The 17,755-nt window shown below is 67.8% G+C and carries 15 protein-coding genes; 7 read left to right on the forward strand and 8 right to left on the reverse strand.

Annotated elements, in window-relative coordinates:
* Positions 1-356: 356 nt before the first annotated feature.
* Genes merB through merA form a run of 3 tightly spaced genes read right to left on the reverse strand, consistent with a single transcriptional unit; the run spans position 357 to position 2,952 of the window.
* Positions 357-998: an organomercurial lyase MerB gene (gene merB / locus AC3B5T_RS20010; RefSeq protein ID WP_005179592.1), complete on the reverse strand. Its 642-nt coding sequence runs from the start codon at positions 996-998 to the stop codon at positions 357-359.
* Positions 940-1,491 (reverse strand): MerR family transcriptional regulator, encoded by a 552-nt coding sequence (locus AC3B5T_RS20015; RefSeq protein ID WP_005179589.1) that lies wholly within the window; start codon positions 1,489-1,491, stop codon positions 940-942. Before AC3B5T_RS20015 ends, merB begins: the two co-directional genes overlap by 59 nt.
* A 24-nt stretch (positions 1,492-1,515) precedes the next feature.
* Positions 1,516-2,952: a mercury(II) reductase gene (gene merA, locus AC3B5T_RS20020; RefSeq protein ID WP_055476916.1), complete on the reverse strand. Its 1,437-nt coding sequence runs from the start codon at positions 2,950-2,952 to the stop codon at positions 1,516-1,518.
* A 124-nt stretch (positions 2,953-3,076) separates the two neighbouring features.
* On the opposite strand from merA, the gene AC3B5T_RS20025 reads away from it, so the two are divergent.
* Entirely contained in the window at positions 3,077-3,454 is a 378-nt protein-coding gene (locus AC3B5T_RS20025; RefSeq protein WP_005179587.1) for an ArsR/SmtB family transcription factor, read from the forward strand.
* A 612-nt stretch (positions 3,455-4,066) separates the two neighbouring features.
* Here AC3B5T_RS20025 and AC3B5T_RS20030 read toward each other — a convergent pair.
* Together AC3B5T_RS20030 and AC3B5T_RS20035 are read right to left on the reverse strand one after the other, a co-directional pair.
* The gene (locus AC3B5T_RS20030) at positions 4,067-4,291 is read right to left on the reverse strand and encodes a hypothetical protein (RefSeq protein WP_223374213.1); all 225 of its coding nucleotides are present in this window, start codon (positions 4,289-4,291) and stop codon (positions 4,067-4,069) included.
* Between the two features lie 132 nt (positions 4,292-4,423).
* On the reverse strand, positions 4,424-6,586 hold the full coding sequence (locus AC3B5T_RS20035; RefSeq protein ID WP_007240197.1) for an MMPL family transporter: 2,163 nt from the start codon (positions 6,584-6,586) through the stop codon (positions 4,424-4,426).
* Between the two features lie 208 nt (positions 6,587-6,794).
* Between AC3B5T_RS20035 and AC3B5T_RS20040 the strand changes: the two genes are divergently transcribed.
* The 6 genes from AC3B5T_RS20040 to AC3B5T_RS20065 all read left to right on the forward strand — a co-directional run bounded on the left by AC3B5T_RS20040 (position 6,795) and on the right by AC3B5T_RS20065 (position 14,610).
* Complete coding sequence (locus tag AC3B5T_RS20040; RefSeq protein WP_005179570.1) at positions 6,795-7,184, forward strand: ArsR/SmtB family transcription factor; 390 nt, start codon at positions 6,795-6,797, stop codon at positions 7,182-7,184.
* A complete protein-coding gene (locus AC3B5T_RS20045) occupies positions 7,181-9,145 on the forward strand; it encodes a heavy metal translocating P-type ATPase (protein ID WP_006902503.1) in 1,965 nt (654 codons plus the stop codon). Before AC3B5T_RS20040 ends, AC3B5T_RS20045 begins: the two co-directional genes overlap by 4 nt.
* Positions 9,142-9,672, forward strand: coding sequence for a signal peptidase II (lspA, locus tag AC3B5T_RS20050; protein ID WP_005179567.1), 531 nt, complete (start codon positions 9,142-9,144; stop codon positions 9,670-9,672). The genes AC3B5T_RS20045 and lspA overlap by 4 nt, the downstream gene beginning before the upstream one ends.
* The gene (locus tag AC3B5T_RS20055) at positions 9,623-11,200 is read left to right on the forward strand and encodes a DHA2 family efflux MFS transporter permease subunit (RefSeq protein WP_005179563.1); all 1,578 of its coding nucleotides are present in this window, start codon (positions 9,623-9,625) and stop codon (positions 11,198-11,200) included. Before lspA ends, AC3B5T_RS20055 begins: the two co-directional genes overlap by 50 nt.
* Before the next feature lie 93 nt (positions 11,201-11,293).
* Positions 11,294-11,884, forward strand: a complete 591-nt coding sequence (locus AC3B5T_RS20060; RefSeq protein ID WP_005179560.1) for a cadmium resistance transporter — start codon at positions 11,294-11,296, stop codon at positions 11,882-11,884.
* A gap of 1,331 nt (positions 11,885-13,215) precedes the next feature.
* A complete protein-coding gene (locus tag AC3B5T_RS20065; protein WP_055476915.1) occupies positions 13,216-14,610 on the forward strand; it encodes an IS1380 family transposase in 1,395 nt (464 codons plus the stop codon).
* Positions 14,611-14,767: 157 nt separating this feature from the next.
* Here AC3B5T_RS20065 and AC3B5T_RS20070 read toward each other — a convergent pair whose 3' ends face one another.
* From AC3B5T_RS20070 to AC3B5T_RS20080, 3 genes are read right to left on the reverse strand one after another with little or no spacing between them, the layout of a single operon-like run.
* Positions 14,768-15,898, reverse strand: a complete 1,131-nt coding sequence (locus tag AC3B5T_RS20070) for a PIN-like domain-containing protein (RefSeq protein ID WP_137809386.1) — start codon at positions 15,896-15,898, stop codon at positions 14,768-14,770.
* A gap of 58 nt (positions 15,899-15,956) precedes the next feature.
* Positions 15,957-16,988, reverse strand: a complete 1,032-nt coding sequence (locus AC3B5T_RS20075) for a nucleotidyl transferase AbiEii/AbiGii toxin family protein (RefSeq protein WP_055476913.1) — start codon at positions 16,986-16,988, stop codon at positions 15,957-15,959.
* Positions 16,988-17,656, reverse strand: a complete 669-nt coding sequence (locus AC3B5T_RS20080) for a type IV toxin-antitoxin system AbiEi family antitoxin domain-containing protein (protein WP_055476912.1) — start codon at positions 17,654-17,656, stop codon at positions 16,988-16,990. Before AC3B5T_RS20080 ends, AC3B5T_RS20075 begins: the two co-directional genes overlap by 1 nt.
* Positions 17,657-17,755 lie beyond the last annotated feature (99 nt).

Consider the following 17,755-nt stretch of genomic DNA (forward strand, 5'->3'; position numbering starts at 1 on the left):
AACCGACTCAACGCTGCAGGATTCCTTTGGGCGTTCGCCGCGATGGCGAAAGCCGGCGCACCCCAAGACCATTAACGCCGAGGACGCGACCGCGGCGATCGGCACGCCGCTGCGCTTCGGCACCTCTTCGACCGCTTGCTCGGGCAGCTCCACTACTGCTTGCAAACCGGTCAGCACTACGACCCGATCAAGGCGTTCGGGCCCGCTCAGGACGCGTCCTTCGAGATCGCGGCTTGACCTCTTGGTGTGATCGGAGGTCTTCTTCGGCGCGTTCAAGACCGATATCGACGCCGAACTCGCCCAGCTCGGCCCGACCGGGTACCGGCCCTTGTGGGTGCGCGACACCCTGTTCTGAGTCAGCAGCACGGCGCCTCGCCGGCCGGGTCGATGAGCGCCTCGGCCAGTGGGCGTGCGAGCTGGGTGTAGGCGTCGGCGACCGGTAGCACGGTCATCCCAGGATGCTCGGATCGCCACTGCTCGGCGGCGTCGGGAGTGGCCAGGAACATCTGCGGATTGCAGCAGGTGGCGCGGACCTGCCCGCCCCGGATCCCGGCGGGGTCGACGAAGGCCACCATCGCGGCGGCCGGTTGCAGGTCGGTGACTCCCGTGACTGGATCGACGGTCAATCGCACGGCGCTGACGGTAACCGGGCACTCGGATTCGACGTGTGCGCTCGCCCCGATCACGGCGGGGAAGACGAGCGTGTCGGGCGCACACCAGGTGTAGAGCTGATGGCCTGCGACGGTGAATCGGTGCGGGGTCGGATTCAGGGTCAATCCCCACCCGAGGACCCGGCCCTGCTCGTCGTATTCGATGTCGGCGCCGATCGGTGTCTCTTCGAGATCTCCGGCGTCGACACCGGCTGCGGCCGCCAACTCCGTGACGGTGACCGGCGCTCCGTGGGCCAGCAGCCGCAGCGCGGCCCGCAGCAGCGCCCGGTCACGGTCGGCTGGTGCGATCGTGGCGAAAACGTCGGCGGGAATGGAGTCGGTGCTCATGAGAGTCAGCCTTTCCGAGAATGCGTCGGGTGCGATGTCGATGACGGTAGGGTCTGCCCCCGGGGGCAGAGTCAAGCCCGCGTCGGGCATCGGCACGGACCTCGGTCCAGCACACATCGTCGGCGGCCCACCGCGCACGGTGGATGCTGGTGAAGTCGTCGATGCGGTCGAGGATCTGCTGGGCGTCGCTGATCCGGCGGTGCAGCCGCTGTCGCGACCGCTCCAGTAGCTCGGCCAGACGCGCGCCGACCGCTCCGTCTCCACTATCGACGGCGTCATCGGTGAGCTGGCAGATCTCGGCGATGGTGAGCCCAAGCCCGCGCAGCTCGCCGATGAACCGCACACACCACAGTGCGTCATCGGTGTACAGGCGGTAGCCGGCCGCGCTGCGCCCCAGGGTGTGGATGAGCCCGAGGTCGGTGTATTCACGCAACGCCTTCACCCTCACCCCGGTCCGCGCCGACAACACGCCGATCGTCATGTGCCCGTTCATCTCGGCCTTTCCTGGAGGAGATCGTCAGCCTGCGCAGCAGGACAGTTTCGTCACGTCGGTGGTGAAGGTCTGGGCGGTCAGTTTCAACGCTTCGGCCATGGTCAGATACGGCGCCCAGCTGTGGGCGAGCCGGTCGACGGTCATACCCGCGGTCATCGCGTATCCGGCGGCGGTGATCAGGTCTCCGGCACCCTCGGCCAGCGCGTGCACGCCCAAGATCCGGCCGGTATCGGCGTCGGCGACGATCTTGGCCAGGCCACGGGTATCGCGATTGACCAGCGCCCGCGCCACACTCGACAACGCCAGCGTCCGGCACCGGCACCGGTATCCGGCCGTCACCGCCTCGGCCTCGGTGAGCCCCACGGCGGCGATGGCGGGGCTGGTGAACGTCAGCCGCGGCACTGTGGCGTAGTCCAGGACCCGATCCGCGTCGGCGAACGCGTTGTCGGCCACCAGCGTTCCCTGCGCGGCGGCCACATACACGAACTGCGGGCCCCCGGCCACGTCCCCGGCCGCCCAGATCCGGGCATTGCCGGTGCGCTGACGGTCATCGACGATCACCGCGCCGCGCCCGTCGACACCGACCCCGACCGCCTCCAGGCCCAGCCCCGCGGTGTTCGGGCGGCGACCGGTCGCGACCAACACGTGTTCGGCCCGCAGCTCGCTGACCCCGGCCCGAGTGCGCACGCTCACCAGCTTGTGGCCGCCACCGGCCAGGACCTTCTCGACGGTGGCCGCGGTCAACACGGCGATATGCTCATCGGCGAAGACAGCCTCGATCGCGGCCGAGATTTCCGGTTCCTCGCCCGGCGCCAGCCGCCCCAGGGCCTCGATCACCGTCACCCGGGCGCCGAGGCGGGCGAACAACTGGGCTTGTTCGAGCCCGACAGTGTTGCCGCCGATCACGATCAGCGACTCCGGGAGCCGCTTCAGGTCCATGGCGGTGGTCGAGGTCAGATACCCGGCCTCGACCAGACCGTCGATCGGCGGGATCCACGGCGTCGCACCGGTCGCGATCAGGTAATGGCCAGCCTCGATCACCCGGGTCCCGCCGTCGTTCGCTCCGACCCGCAACCCCGGCGCCGCACTCGTGCCGTCGAACACTGCCGTGCCGGAGACGATCTCCCACCCGTACTCGCCCGCCAGCTCGATGTACTTGTTTGCCCGCAGCTGCGCGACCAGCGCGTCCTTACCGGCGATCAGGCCCGGAAAATCCAGCGGCACCGCAGCGGCACCCAGGCCGGGAAACCGGTCGGCGGCGGCTGCGGCGTGGCGGGCCTCCGCGGCGGCCAGCAACGTCTTCGACGGCACACACCCGACGTTCACGCAGGTGCCACCGACGGTGTCGCGCTCGATCATCACCACGGACCTGCCGTGGCCGACCGCGGCGATAGCGGCGGCGAACGCCGCCGAACCGGACCCGACGATCGCCAGATCCGGACGGGATTGTGTCGTGGCCACGCCTGCCTCCTGAGGGGTTGAGCAACCGCGTCGCCAGCCAACGGCTGCTATTCGCATTGACGAATACCTACAGGGCTCATACTATGCGCTTAAGCGAATAGTTCAAGTGGTGTGGAGGTGCCCCATGTCCCGGTCCACGACCGCCGTGCCCGGCGACGAGCTGGCGTGCACACATCTGGATACGACGGCGAAGTTCTTTCGCGCCCTGTCGGATCCGACCCGGTTGAAGCTGCTGGAATACATCCTCGCCGGCGAACGCACCTCGGCCGACTGCGTCGCGCACGCCGGCATCTCCCAGCCGCGGGTGTCGGTGCACCTGTCGTGTCTGGCCGATTGCGGATACATCGTCGCGCGCCGCGACGGCAAGAAGCTGCGGTACACGGTCGGAGACCCGCGCGTGGCCGAACTGGTGCTGCTCGCCCGGTTGCTCGCGGCCGACAACGCCGCCGCCCTGACGTGCTGCACCCGCATCGACCAGGTACCGGACGGTGACCGGACATGAACGCCCTCGACAGCCCTCACGTCTCGGCAGCCGCTCACCGTCGGCGGGTTCACCGCGGCTGGGACTGGGTGTCAAGCTCGCCGAGGTCGATGCCGAGCTCGCCGAACTCACCGCGGTCCGGCGACACCCTGGCCGCCGCGCTGGCGGCCGGACGCGAAGACCTGCTCGAGCGCAGCGAATCCCCCTGCTGCCCTGTCCCATCGACACCGAACCCAGCGCCAGGCAGCGGTGGCTCGGCGAGCTGCGGGGGAGGCCGTTGTGGCTGCTGCGACCTAGACACGCCGCTGGCGGGCTTGCATCGGGACCGCGGCACTGCTGCCTGGGCTGTTGCGCGGTGGTGCCCCGCTGCTGATCGCGGCCGTAGCACTGAGCAGCGGCACGCTGCTGGTGAGCCTGTCATGGCTCCAACCGCTCGGATTCGCCCATCGGACTCGGGCTCCTCGGACTGATCTGGTCCCGCCAATGACTCGCGCCCGCGGCTGCGATGAGGGCTGCGCAGCCACACCTTCCGGCGACGCGGGCACTCCGGCCCGCACCACCGCCGCGACCTGGCTCAGGCCGTCACCGAGTTTGGCGCCTGCGAGGCCACCACGGTGATCAGCACCGTAGCCATCAACGGCGCCATCGCCGGTGCTCACCGCGCGCCGAGACCCGCTGCCCGGTCCCGGCGCGCGGTACACCTGGGGTGAGCCACGCCAGCGTCAGTGGGATGACGATCAACACGAGGAACGCTTCCAGGAACGGTCCGGCCTCCACGAACTCGGCCAGATCCGACGTAGAGCCGCAGCTGGTGGCAGGGACACCGCTCCGCCGCGCCAGCTGGGTAATACGCATCATCACCACCCCGCGACCCTGAACCTTCGACTCGACTCGAAGGTCAGACCGGCCGTGACGGTTGCCCCCGAGGGCGGTGTGGCCCCGGCGGCCGGTCCCGTGTCCGCGACGAATCAACCTGGTCTGATCGCCGCGCTACTCAGCGGCGGCCCGTGGTGCGCGAGTGTTGGGTGGGCGAAACCTGAGGGCGGGCAGCCACCAGTTCCAGCCGCCGAGCAGGCGCATGAGGGCGGGGACGAGGACGAGGCGGATGAGGACGGCGTCGATGGCGACGGCGACGGCAAGGGCGAGTCCGAGTTGTTTGAGTTCGAGGATGTCGGCGGTGAGGAAGCTTGCGAAGATGGCGATCATGATCGCGGCGGCCGCGGTGATGGGGCGTGCGGTGTGGGTGAGCCCGGCCGCGACGGCGCGCTGGTTGTCGCCGCTGGCGTCCCAGTATTCGCGGATGCGACGAATCAGGAACACCTCGTAGTCCATCGAGAGCCCGAACAGTAGCGCGAACACCACGGTGGGTAGGTAGACCTGCACGAATCCGGGGCTGGTGAAGTCGAGGACATTCTCGCCCAGACCCCACTGGAACACCGCGACGGTGATACCGAGGGCGGCGCCGGTGGCGAGCAGGTTCATCGCGATGGCCTTGAGGGGTAAGGCGATACTGCGGAAAGCGGCGATGAGGAAGACCAGCGAGGCGGTCAGCACCAGGGCTACGACCAGCGGAAGTTTGGTGGTCATTTCGTCGGAGAGATCGACGAATTCGGCGGTGCTGCCGCCGATGCGGATCTCGGCTCCGGCTGCGCCGGCGGCTGTGTTGCGCAGGTCGCGGACGAGGTCGGTGGCGGCCATCGAGTCGAAGGTGACCGAGGGGATCGCCATCGCGAGCATTCGACCGTCATTGAGCTGGGCGGGCAGGACGGTGTCGATGCGGGCGTCGCCGTCGATCTCGGTCAGGAATCGGTTGACCCGTGCTTCGGCGTCTGCGGTGAGTGGGGTGTCGCTGGGGCCGGTGGCGATGATCTCGACCGGGGAGAGTGCTCCGGGCGGGAAGTTGGTGTTCAATGCGGTGCTGGCGCGTCCGGTCGGGGTGTCGTCGAGGGCGGTGGTGCCCATGTCGAGGCCGTAGCGGATCCCGAATACCGGCAGCGCGGCGAGGACCAGCACCGCTGCGGCCGCGGTGCCGAAGAGGACGGGTCGGCGCATGACGAGATACGCCCAGCGCGCCCAGCGGCCACCGAGAACGCCGGGAGCGTCGGTGGCGCTGTCGGCAGGGCGCCAGCGGGCCGGGAGACTACCGCGGTTGACAGCCGGGCCCAAGGCGGCGAGCAGGGCGGGTAGCAGGGTGACGGCGACGGTGAGCATACTGGTGACGGCGGTGGCGACGCCGATGGCGATGCCACGGAAGATCGGTGCCTGGATGATGATCAACGCGCACAGCGAGATCATCACCACCAAGCCCGAGACCAGAATCGTTTTGCCTGCTGTGGCGAGGGAGCGACCGACGGCGCCGCTGATCGCGGCATGGTCTGGCCCGGTGTGGTGGGTGAGTTCTTCGCGGAAGCGGCTGACGATGAACATCGCGTAGTCGATACCGACGCCGAGGCCCACCATGGTGGCCATGGCCACGGTCAGCGAATCGAACGCGGTCACAGCAGTGAGGGTGAACAACACTCCGACCGCGGTCAGCATCCCGGCGATGGCCACTGCGATCGGGACCGCCGCTGCGGCCAGGGCGCCGAGGGCGAGGACGAGCAGGACCAGCGCGACCGGGATGCCGATTGCCTCGGCGCGGGCCAGGTCGGCGTTCTGCAGTTCGGTGGCCGCGTTCTGTACCGCCGAGTACCCGGTGACCCCTACGTCGATGGAATCGTCGCCGGTGGTGGCGATGGCGTCTTGCAGGTCGCGCGCGACTTTCGCGCGTTCGGCCATGTCGCCGTCCATGCCGGCGAGCGCGATCGCGACGTGACCGTCGGCCGAGATCTGGGATCCGGGCAGCCCGTCGTAGGGGCCGACGACGTCGACCACGCCCTCGACCGCGGTGGCGGCGGTGATCGTGCGAGCCACCGCTGCACGGAACTCGGCGTCGGTGGCGGTGACCGCGCCAGACTGCAGCACGATGACCGCCTGTTCCGTACCGAACTGCGGGAAGTGCCGGGCAACCAGGCGATCCACCTCGGTGGACTCCGAGCCCTCGACACCGAAATCCATCGCACCGAGCCGGTTCTCGAGCAGCGGGTAGGCCACCGCGCACACCACCAGCAGCAGTCCCCAGACCGCCAGGACCGCACGTCTGCGCCGGGCCATCAGAACGCCCCACCGATATAGCACTCCGGGCGAGCCCGGCGGCGATGGTTGCTGAGGCGAGTTCTCGACGACGGCGGACTTCTGCTGGTTCACGCGTCCTCCCTCCGTAGCGACCACGAATTGATCGCCATATCACGATGTAATCGTTGAAACGAGATTAATCACACTCTCACTCGATATCAATAGCTTTCGCCGCTATCATCGCTTTATGGCGATTAATGATGGCGGGGGTTGCCTCGTCGAGACGCAGGGGTTGGATCCGGCGGTGGCCCTGTTCCACAGCCTCTCCGATGCGACACGGTTGGCGATCGTGCACCGGCTGGCGTGCGGGGAAGCGCGGGTCTTGGACCTGATGGCCGGGCTCGGACTGGCTCAGTCAACGGTATCGGCGCACGTAGCGTGCCTGCGCGACTGCGGGCTGGTCGTGGGCCGCCCGCAAGGGCGGCAGGTGTTCTACAGCCTGGCCCGCCCGGAGTTGATGGACCTACTCGCCTCGGCAGAGACCTTGCTCGCGGCGACAGGCAATGCGGTGGCGTTGTGCCCGAACTACGGCACCGACTCCACCACCGAGACGGAGAGCGCGGAGGTACGAGCATGAGCGACGCATGCGGCTGCGGCCACGACGAACCCGCCGGTGACGGCGAGGCCGAGGAACGCGAACCCGAAAAGCTCTGGGAAGTCAGTGAACTGCGCGCCGCCGCGGTCGCCGGAGTGCTGCTGGTCGCGGCACTGATCGTCGGCTGGACCGGCGGCCCACGCGCCGTCGAGTTGGGGTTGGAGATCGCCGCACTGCTCGTCGGTGCATACACCTTCGTCCCCTCCACGCTCAAACGGCTGGCCAAGGGCAAGATCGGTGTCGGCACGCTGATGACGATCGCCGCGATCGGCGCGGTGATCCTCGGCGAGGTCGGCGAAGCCGCCATGCTGGCGTTCCTGTTCTCCATCAGCGAGGGCCTCGAGGAGTACGCGGTCGCGCGCACCCGCCGCGGGCTGCGCGCCCTGTTGAACCTGGTACCGGACCGGGCCACCGTGCTACGCGACGGCACCGAAACCGTCATCGCCCCTGCCGAGCTGCGCGTCGGGGATCGGATGCTGGTGCGCCCCGGTGAGCGGGTCGCGACCGACGGGGTGATCGTCGACGGGCGTAGCGCGCTGGATGTTTCGGCGATCACCGGCGAATCGGTACCGGTAGAAGCCGGGCCGGGCGCGGAGGTGTTCGCCGGGGCGATCAACGGCACCGGTGTGCTGACCGTCGAGGTCACCACGACCGCCGAGGACAACTCCCTGGCACGGATCGTGCGGATCGTGGAGGCCGAGCAGGCCCGCAAGGGCGACGCTCAACGCTTGGCCGACAAGATCGCCAAACCGCTGGTGCCCGGCATCATGATCGCCGCCACAGCCATCGCGGTGATTGGCGCGCTCTTCGGGGATCCGGTCACCTGGATCGAACGTGCGCTGGTGGTGCTGGTCGCCGCCTCACCGTGCGCGCTGGCGATCTCGGTGCCGGTGACCGTGGTCGCCGCGATCGGTGCGGCGAGCAAGCTGGGTGTGCTGGTCAAGGGCGGTGCCGCACTCGAGGCGATGGGCCGGGTGCGCGAGGTCGCGCTGGACAAGACCGGCACGCTGACGGCGAACAAGCCTGCCGTCGTCGAGATCGCCGCCACCGGCGGTGTGCACGGGGACCGGGTGCTGGCGGTCGCGGCCGCGCTGGAATCGCGCAGTGAACATCCCCTCGCCCGCGCCATCCTCGCCGCCGTCGACACCGTCACTCCCGCCACCGACGTCGAGGCGGTCACCGGTGCCGGGTTGACCGGCCGCGTCGACGGACGCCGGGCGCGGCTGGGCCGTCCGGGCTGGATCGAACCGGGTGTTCTGGCCGCCGATGTGGAACGGATGCAGCACGCGGGGGCGACCGCGGTGCTGATCGAGCTCGACGGCCAGGTGATCGGTGCGATCGCTGTGCGCGACGAACTGCGGCCCGAGGCACACGAGGTCATCGACCGATTGCACGCGCTGGGAATCCGGGTCTCGATGCTCACCGGTGACAACGCCCGCACCGCCGCCGCTCTGGCCGCTGAGGCGGGGATCGAGGACGTGCACGCGGATCTGCGCCCGGAGGACAAGGCCCACATCGTGGGCGAACTGCGCAGCGACCGGTTCACCGCGATGGTCGGCGACGGCGTCAACGACGCCCCCGCACTGGCAACCGCCGACCTCGGTGTGGCGATGGGCGCGATGGGCACCGATGTCGCTATCGAAACCGCGGATGTGGCGTTGATGGGTGAGGACCTGCGGCACCTGCCGCGGGCTCTCGAGCACGCTCGTCGGGCTCGCCGGATCATGTTGCAAAACGTCGGTTTGTCGTTGGGGTTGATCACGATCTTGATCCCGCTCGCGCTGTTCGGGATTCTCGGGTTGGCGGCGGTGGTGCTGGTGCACGAACTCGCCGAGATCGTCGTCATCGCCAACGGTGTCCGCGCCGGACGCACCAAACCCCTGGCCTCGCTGACCGATTCGGCGGCAAAGCCCGCACCGGTACTGGCCGGAGCGCCCGCGTGACCGCCACCGCGTCGTCTGCTCCCACCGTGTCGCGGTGGGGGCGGCGACTGCGGTGGGTCGCTGCCGCGGCCGCGCTGGCCGGTATCGACCTCACGCTCAAAGCGTGGGCGCAGACCACGCTGGCCGGGGCCCCGATCGAGGCGGGTCCGGTGGACCTTAAGTTGGCGTTCAACCCGGGAGCGGCGTTCTCGATCGCCGCCGACGCACCGAGCTGGGTGATGCTCACGCTCACCACGGTGATCACCACCGCGGTCGCGGTCGGCGGATGGGTGGTCGCGCCGCGCGCGAACCTGCTCACCCGCGTCGCGCTCGCCGCGATCCTGGGCGGTGCCGCCGCCAACGTCATCGACCGGGCCCCCGACGGTGTGGTCACCGACTACCTGCACACCGGCTGGTGGCCCACCTTCAACCTCGCCGACACCTTCATCGTGCTCGGCGCGACCGCCCTCATCATCGCCACTCTGATCGGAAACTCCGATGAGCGAGAACCACTCTCACCCGAACACCACGCCGACGACCGGGACTGAGCCGGGCCCGTCACGTCGGTGGGCAGGGCTGGCGGCGCTGGTCGTCGCCCTGCTCACCGTCGGGCTGGACCTGATGGTTCTCAACGTCGCCCTGCCCACCCTGGCCCAAGACCTCGGCGCGAGCACCACCCAGTTGCAGTGGATCGTCAACGCCTACACCCTGGTCTTCGCCGCGCTCATGCTGCCCGCCGGCGGCTTCGGTGACCGCTACGGTCGCAAACGGCTGCTGCTGATAGGTTTGGTCGCCTTCGTCGCCGCCTCGGCCTGGGCCGCTTTCAGCGGGTCCACCGGCTCGCTGATCGCCGCCCGCGCGGTCATGGGCATCGGGGCCGCGATCATCGTGCCGCTGTCGCTGGGGATCCTGCCGACCCTGTTCGGCCCCGACCAGCGTCGCCGCGCGATCGCGGTGTGGGTCGGTGCACTGGGTGTCGGGTTGCCGCTGGGGCCGATCGTCGGTGGCTGGCTGCTGCAGCATTTCTGGTGGGGCTCGGTGTTTCTGATCAACGTCCCGGTCGGTGTCGCCGCCCTGGTTGCCTGTGTGGTGCTGTTGCCCGAATCGGTCGACCCGCATGCACCGGCGTTGGACTGGCTCGGGATCCTCACCGCCGTGCCCGGTACGGCGGCGCTGGTATTCGGCATCATCCAGGCTCCCGCGTACGGGTGGACCGATCCCGTCGTGCTCGCGGCTCTGGCGGCCGGTGTGTGGCTGATCGCGGGATTTCTGGTGTGGGAAAGCCGTGCCCGCGACCCATTGGTCGATCTGGCACTGTTCACCAATCCGGCCTTCACCTGGCCCACCCTGGCCGCAACCGCGGGCACCTTCACCCTGGTCGGCGTGCTGTTCGTGCTGCCGCAATACCTGCAGATACTGCGCTACCACGACGCCTTCGGCACCGGCCTGCGCTTGGTGCCTCTGGTGCTGGCGATCATCGTCGCCGCAGCCGCTGTGGACAAGATCGTGACCCGACTCGGCGCCAAAATCCCGATCGCCACCGGCATGGTGATCGCCGCGGCCGGATTCGTGCTCGCATCCCGCATCACCGTCGACTCCGGCTACGGCTTCGTCGCGGTGTGCCTGGCGACCGTGGGCCTGGGAGCCGGGCTGGCGTTGGCGCCGGCTGTCGACGCGGTCATGGCGAGCCTGCCCGAGCATCGCAGCGCCGCAGGAGCTGGGTTGCTGATGGCCATTCGACAGGTCGGTGCCGCGTTCAGCGTCGCGATCCTGGGCACCCTGCTCACCGTCGTTTACACCCGCGACCTCGACCCCCACCTGAGCGGCCTGCCCGAACCAGTGGTCAGCGCGGCGCGTGACAACATCGCCGGAGCGCAACTTGCCGCGACCCAGATTCCCGGCCCAGCGGGCGCCGATCTGGCCGCGTCCAGCGCCCACGCCTACAGCCACGCCATGTCCGCAGTGTTCCTTGCCAGCGCCGCCATCAGCGCACTACTGGCCGCGGCCATCGCCGCCAAACTCCCCAACCACACTCCTGCGCCCGCGCCGACATCACCGGCGCGTGATCGAAACTGAAATAGCCACTCCCATGACAGCGGCTACGGCACGCGACACAACTGCGTGTCAGCCGAGCAGCAGTGCACTCCCAGAGAAAGGGCATCCGCCGGAATGGTTACCTCGATCCTGCAGGCCATCGGACTCTTCCTGGTGACCAACATCGACGACATCATCGTGCTTTCGCTGTTCTTCGCCCGCGGCGCGGGAACCCGCGGAACAACGGCCGCCATCGCGACCGGACAATATCTCGGTTTCGGAGCGATCCTCGCCGCGTCGGTCCTCGTAGCGCTGGGAGTCACGGCGCTGCTGCCCGAAGAAGCCATCGCCTACTTCGGGCTCATTCCTCTGCTGCTCGGTCTGCTCGCCGCCTGGAGAGCATGGCGCAACAACGGCGACGACGATGAACGGTTCGAGGGCAAGAAGGTCGCGGTCTGGACGGTGGCGGCGGTGACCTTCGCCAACGGCGGCGACAACATCGGCGTCTACGTCCCGGTCTTCGCGACCGTGGGTACAGCGGCGATCGTCGCCTACTCGGTCGTGTTCCTGCTCTTGGTCGCCGTGCTGGTGTTCACCGCGAAGTTCCTCACCACCCGCAAGGCCATCGCCGAGATCTTGGAACGGTGGGAACACATCCTGTTCCCGCTCGTGCTGATCGTTCTCGGAATCGTCATCCTCGTCAGCGGCGGCGCATTCGGCCTCTGACCGTCGTCCCGGTCTGCACGGCCCAGATCACGGAGGACAGCGGCGATCGGCTCCAAAGAATGAAGTGCTATTCGAGGCCGTAACCGGTAGACAGCCGTCCTTCGGTTGGTCCATGGTTGTGCTCAGGGGCGCTGCACCGTTGTGGCACTACTACCACTGTGGCACTACTACCATCGACGTAGTTCAAGGCCTCCGGCAACGTGGGGCTTCTACCGCGCCTAGCGGGGTCGCTCGTGCAAACGCTTTAGTCGGGCGCTGTCATCGTTGCGAACTGTTTCCGCCCCAGCGCATAGCCCTGACCCACTGGTCAACTTAAAACGCTGATGGAACCGTGAGGGGCGCCGGTTCGGCGCGCCCGCGCGGAGAGAAACTAACCCACGTAGTAGTAACCTGTTCGTGGCTCGTTTGATATCGATCTGTTCCATCCGGGACGACTCTTGGACTGAAGGACCTTCCTTGGCACGGCATCGCAAAGCTGACCCCAGCCCGCTCCCCATTGGTATGCACACGTCCCCTCGCGGTGCCTCGGCGGCCTTCACCCTCGGAGCCACGGGGCCGCAGCCTTCGGGTGTCGCGCGTGCGGCGGGGCGACATCGGATGCCTCCCTCCCCCGAAGCTGTGGTCAGGTCCATCCGGCCCGCTACCTCTGTTCCCCCGCGCGCGTCGCACGCTCGGTCGGGGGGTGCGCCCGGGACGTCTTCATCTTCATATCTACCTCGCGATGGCCGTCCATACACGTCTCGCTCGCATGATGTATGGCCGCGCGCAGCCCGGTTCGATCATAGGGGTTTCGGGCCACCGCGCACACCGCGCACGGTCGATCTCGGCAGGAACCCAGGGCCGCACCGCCTACTGCTCCATGGGAGCGGGCGTCCGGTCTCGATTGCCAAGGCAGTCAGCAAGTTCGATCTGCTTTTCTCGACGTGCTCGACGACGAGAAGGTCTCGGGCGCATCAGCCAGGTCGACGGCCGTTGCCGGGCTGAGTGGATCGCTCGTGGCCGCGGTGGTTCTCTGTGTAGCCGGCGGGGCCGCGGCCACCGCGCTCGCCGATCGTCACAATCCAACGAACACCCCAGCGCTCATGGCTGGCGTGTCCGCCGACGACCGATCCGCAGCAGCGCCACGACCTGTAGCCCCCGGATCGGTGGACGAAGAACAAGGCACCACTCTGGCAAGGGCATCGTCACGCGATGAGCTGTCCGCGGCCGTGCGGGAGCTAGCCTCGTGCTTTCACGCTGATTCCGTGTCGTGAATGAAGAATGGTGCCCTGACCTGGGATGATTGAGATTGCGAAGTCATCAATCGGACCAGATCGAGGAGCACCATTCAGGTGAGTAAGTCTACGTCGCCCTATCCCGTGCTGTCTGCAGATGGCACCGGAACCGGGGTAGTGTCGCAAGCCGGCGCCACGGTGTTGCTGCGGACAGCCGAGAAAACGGGCCTGACCACCGATTTATCGGACGCGTTGACACCGTGGCGTAAACCCCTGGCGACCCACGATCCAGGCAAGATCATCACGGATCTGGCCGTGGCAGTCGCGATCGGCGGTGATTGTCTGGCCGACATCAACCAACTGCGCGCCGACCCCGCCGTATTCGGTCAGGTCGCCTCTGACCCCACGGTGTCACGACTGATCTCGGCGTTGGCCGCCGACGCCCCAGCGGCATTGACGGCCATCAACTCCGCCCGCGCTGCTGCCCGGGCAGAGTGCTGGTCAGCAGCCGCCACGTCCGCCCCCGATCACGACGCCGATACTGGCGATCCCCTGATCGTCGATCTCGACGCAACCTTGGTGACCGCGCACTCGGAGAAACAGGATGCGGCACCAACCTACAAGCGCGGGTTCGGTTTCCACCCGCTGTGTGCGTTTGTCGATCACGGTAGCCAGGGCACTGGCGAACCCCTGGCCATCCAATTGCGGCCCGGCAACGCCGGCGCCAACACCGCCGCCGACCACATCACGGTCACCGCCGCCGCACTCGAGCAGCTACCGACGGTGCAGGGGTATCGGGTCGGCAAGTCGGTGCTGGTACGCACCGACTCGGCCGGCGGCACCCACGAGTTCCTCGGCTATCTCACCCGCCGGCGCCTGGCCTATTCAGTGGGATTCGGGCTGACCGAGACCATCGCGGCCGCAACCGACCGGATCAGTCCCGAGGCGTGGACCCCGGCCTACGATGCCGACGGCGTGCAACGCGACGGGGCGTGGGTGGCCGAGTTGACCGGGTTGATCGACCTATCGGGCTGGCCGCAGGGGATGCGTGTGATCGTCCGGAAGGAGAGGCCGCACCCGGGTGCACAATTGCGGTTCACCGACCGTGATGGGTTGCGGCTGACCGCGTTCGCCACCAACACCGTCCGTGGCCAACTCGCTGATCTGGAGCTGTGTCACCGGCGGCGGGCTCGATGTGAGGACCGGGTCCGTACCGCCAAAGACTGTGGCCTGACGAATCTCCCGCTGCACGGCTTCGATCAGAACCGGATCTGGTGCGCGATCGTGATGCTCGCCTGCGAGTTGATCGCCTGGACGCAGATGCTCGCGTTCACCGATCACCCTGCTCGCCGGTGGGAACCCAAGCGACTGCGCCACCGCGTGTTCTCGATCGCGGCCAAGATCAGCCGCCACGCCCGGCGAACCCGCATGAAGCTGGCCACCCACGCTCCGCACGTCGATCTGCTACTCGACGGGCTAGCAAGGCTTGCAGCACTTCCAGCGCCGGCCTGACCACCAGGCCGACCAACCTTCGATCCAGAAAGGACATTCACACCTCGGGGCCGTGAAACCCGACGCACACCGACGCCTCGGACAACACCACACGGCCCACGCCCGAAATCCGGTCCTCAGACCACCCAACCGGGCCACTCAACAAGGGACCGCCACCTCACGAAACATCGAGGTTAGATGCCGGATTGCCTGGCCCGTACATAAACTTCTGGAACGACTTAGATGCGGGATTGTCTTCCCCGTACATGAAGTTCCGGAACGCCTCGGAGCGCAGCGTCGTGTCAAACGCCTCGTTGGTGCGAACCCATTCCCTCAGGCGCTCCATAGTCTCTTCGGGCAGAACGATCCTCGAACCAGAATCGGAGACAGAAATGCGTGCATTCTTGACCTCGTCGATCACATCGTTGTCCACATCGGCGTCGAGATAGGTGTTGAGGTCTTCGAGGAAGGTGTCCGAGTTCACGTGGTGGTATCGCTGGCCGGTTTCGTCAGCGAACTCACGCAGAAGGTCAGGTAGAGGCCCGAAGTCCTTGTCGTCAACGATCTGACGCCAGTCTGCCTTCATGTCGTCGCTCACAAACAGCACGTCCTGCTCGACAGCTCGGGCCAGGTCCATCATCTCCATCCAGATGAGTGGGTCACCGATCCCGCCGTCCCGCTTGGACTCATCGACTCCGGTCCCGGGGGGCATGGCAGCGGCGAGCCGAGCACGTGCCTGGTCCTCCCATGCCCGGAGGTCGGTCGATGTCCGCCGACGACCGATCTGACCGGCATCGGTGAACAGCTTCTCGATACGATCCCGGATTGGGTCATCTGTCTGAATTTGTTTGGGGTGGAGGATATTCGACTCACGCTCTGCCCGTATCGCTCCGTCGATGGTAGTCGCGGCTTCCTTGAATGCCGTGTCCGCCGCGTCGAGTAGTCGTTTCTGTACTCCGGTGTCCTTGACTTCCCTGATAGCCGCGCGAAGTTCCTGCAGGAGCTGACTATTGACGCCTTTGCCCTTGACTCCCGAGATGATGTTCGTCGCTCTGGTGTATTGCTTGGCGTGATCGGCTGCGACGGACAGTCGTTGACGGTGGTATTCGAAGCCGGCGCGGTAGGGAAGGAAGAGGCGCGGACGGATATCGTCCCGTTCGAGCTGGACGAGGATCTTCTCGCGGGACTCCTTCGATATCCGGTACAGGCCCAGCAGGACGTTGGCATCCAACGCGATTCTGGCCTTAGTGACGAAATCGCGGCGCTCATCGTCGCCATCGGAGTACCACTCACCGAACACATCACGCATCGCGTCCTCCTGCCTTCGCTGCGCCATTCCCGCTTTGCGGCGGGGCCGCTGGTCAAATCTAAAGCTCGGGTCCGTGGTCGCGGGAGCGTTCTGTGCTACGCGACGATGGCCGCGGGGAGGTCCCCGGTGCCGGTGTGCGCGGTGCCGCCTGTGCAGCACGGGTGTCGGCGAGCAGTTCTCCAATCGAACGTGGCCTGTCCGAAGTCCAGACACCGTCGTCGGGGTTCCACTGGCCGTTCTCTGTCGCGCCCGTCAGGATCGGTTCGATGAGGCTGTTGGCGGCCGTGAGCGCGGCGTCGGCCTGGTGCAGGTGCGCCGGCAAGCCGCTGTGCGCGGCGCGCTCTGGGTAGTCGCGCTCCCAGGTCGGGTTGGGCAGCACCAACGGCGCAGGGATCGTCAGGTCGCGGCGCTGTTCTTGGTGGCAGATCGCAGCATGCAGCTGCTCGGCGTCGAACGACTGGGTGCGGGCGAGGATGACGAGGTCGACCAGATCGTGGGCGCGGGTCGAGGGGCTGTCGCCGTGGGGGCCGTGCAGCTCGTAGAGGGCAGCGACTTTGTCGGCGACTGCCTCGGCGGCGGCCTGCATCCGGATCACGGGCATGGGGTCGAGTTCGTCGAGCGCGAGCACCGGGCGCGGGCTGATCGTCTCGGGCGGTAGCAGCATCTCCCGGTGGGTCGCGAGGTCGAGCGTGGCGTCGGAGAACCGTTGTCCGGCAAGGTTGTAACGGATACGCCCGGCGAACAAGCCCGGGCTACGAGTCGCGGTGATCGTGATGTCGAACTCGCCGAAGTCGCCGGGTCCGGGGTGGGCGGCCTGGCGCAGCGAGTGCTGCATGTGTTCGGCGTCGAGGCGGGTCGCCAGGTCGGCGTCGGCGGTGGGGCGGGCCTGGGTCGGCGCCCGGAATTGCAGGGCGGTGCCGCCGGTGAGGATCCACTGGTCGGCGTCGGGGGAACGGAACAGCCGGGCCAGGAACAACTGGAGGGTCACGGTCTGAGCGAGCTCGTCACGGCTGAATCTGCTCGTCCGAGCCTCGGCGGACAGGCGGGCTTTCAGCCCGGCACGGAAGGCCTCTTCGGACGCATACGCCATCAGCCGACCAGCACCGGTTCGGCCGGCATCTGGGCCTGATCGAGCAACGAGGCGAACAGCTCAGCACCCGAGGCGTACTTCCAGCGCGGCGCGGCCCGATCACATGCCGCGATCAGCTCGTCGGCGTCGACCAGCGATTCGGTCAGGCAGGTGTGCAGCGCGGTCCCGATGTGCCCGCCGTCGCCGTGGGTGAGCAGCAGGTCGACCACGGTGCGCGCGGGTGTGGTCACCGGCAGTCCGTCGACGAGGTCCCAGTCGCGGCCGCGGTCACCGATCGGCCGGCGCCAGGTGCGCACCGACGGGTCGCGGACGTTGATGCGATGCGGGCTGCTCAGCTCGAGCCCGGATGCGGTGATCGTGCCCAGCCGAAGGACCTGGGCGGCGGCGGCGTGGCTCACCACGCTGTCAGGGTGGGTGCGGCGGTCCTCGATGTCAGCGGCGGGGTGCAGCGCCAACCACTGTGCCGCCCAGTCACCGAGCGTGGTCCAGGCCGAGGACTCGGGGACCTCGTAGACACCGTGGTGTACCCGGACGATGGCCTCACGGGAAGCGAGGCGAGCCAGGACATACGGCGCGACGCCGAGGTTGCGGGCCTGGGCGGTGGTGAACAGCCCGAACTGGCGATCAGCCAGGTCGCGGATCGCACCCCACCGGCCAGCGTCAATCATGCAGCAATAATAGCAACGGGCGTGATCGGTGAGGCTTTCCGAGCTGTCCGAGCGCGGCCCGTCCGTGTGGACTGGGCCGGATGCCCCGGCACAGTGGTC

It is taken from the genome of Gordonia sp. G4, from assembly GCF_057770005.1.

Bases quoted from the DNA above. Each gene is read 5' to 3' on its own strand.
- AC3B5T_RS20075 (WP_055476913.1), bottom strand. From the start codon at position 16,988: ATGGCGTATGCGTCCGAAGAGGCCTTCCGTGCCGGGCTGAAAGCCCGC.
- AC3B5T_RS20015 (WP_005179589.1), bottom strand. From the start codon at position 1,491: ATGAACGGGCACATGACGATCGGCGTGTTGTCGGCGCGGACCGGGGTG.
- AC3B5T_RS20080 (WP_055476912.1), bottom strand. From the start codon at position 17,656: ATGATTGACGCTGGCCGGTGGGGTGCGATCCGCGACCTGGCTGATCGC.
- AC3B5T_RS20045 (WP_006902503.1), top strand. From the start codon at position 7,181: ATGAGCGACGCATGCGGCTGCGGCCACGACGAACCCGCCGGTGACGGC.
- AC3B5T_RS20035 (WP_007240197.1), bottom strand. From the start codon at position 6,586: ATGGCCCGGCGCAGACGTGCGGTCCTGGCGGTCTGGGGACTGCTGCTG.
- AC3B5T_RS20055 (WP_005179563.1), top strand. From the start codon at position 9,623: ATGAGCGAGAACCACTCTCACCCGAACACCACGCCGACGACCGGGACT.
- AC3B5T_RS20040 (WP_005179570.1), top strand. From the start codon at position 6,795: ATGGCGATTAATGATGGCGGGGGTTGCCTCGTCGAGACGCAGGGGTTG.
- AC3B5T_RS20025 (WP_005179587.1), top strand. From the start codon at position 3,077: ATGTCCCGGTCCACGACCGCCGTGCCCGGCGACGAGCTGGCGTGCACA.
- AC3B5T_RS20070 (WP_137809386.1), bottom strand. From the start codon at position 15,898: ATGCGTGATGTGTTCGGTGAGTGGTACTCCGATGGCGACGATGAGCGC.
- merB (WP_005179592.1), bottom strand. From the start codon at position 998: ATGAGCACCGACTCCATTCCCGCCGACGTTTTCGCCACGATCGCACCA.
- AC3B5T_RS20030 (WP_223374213.1), bottom strand. From the start codon at position 4,291: ATGATGCGTATTACCCAGCTGGCGCGGCGGAGCGGTGTCCCTGCCACC.
- AC3B5T_RS20060 (WP_005179560.1), top strand. From the start codon at position 11,294: ATGGTTACCTCGATCCTGCAGGCCATCGGACTCTTCCTGGTGACCAAC.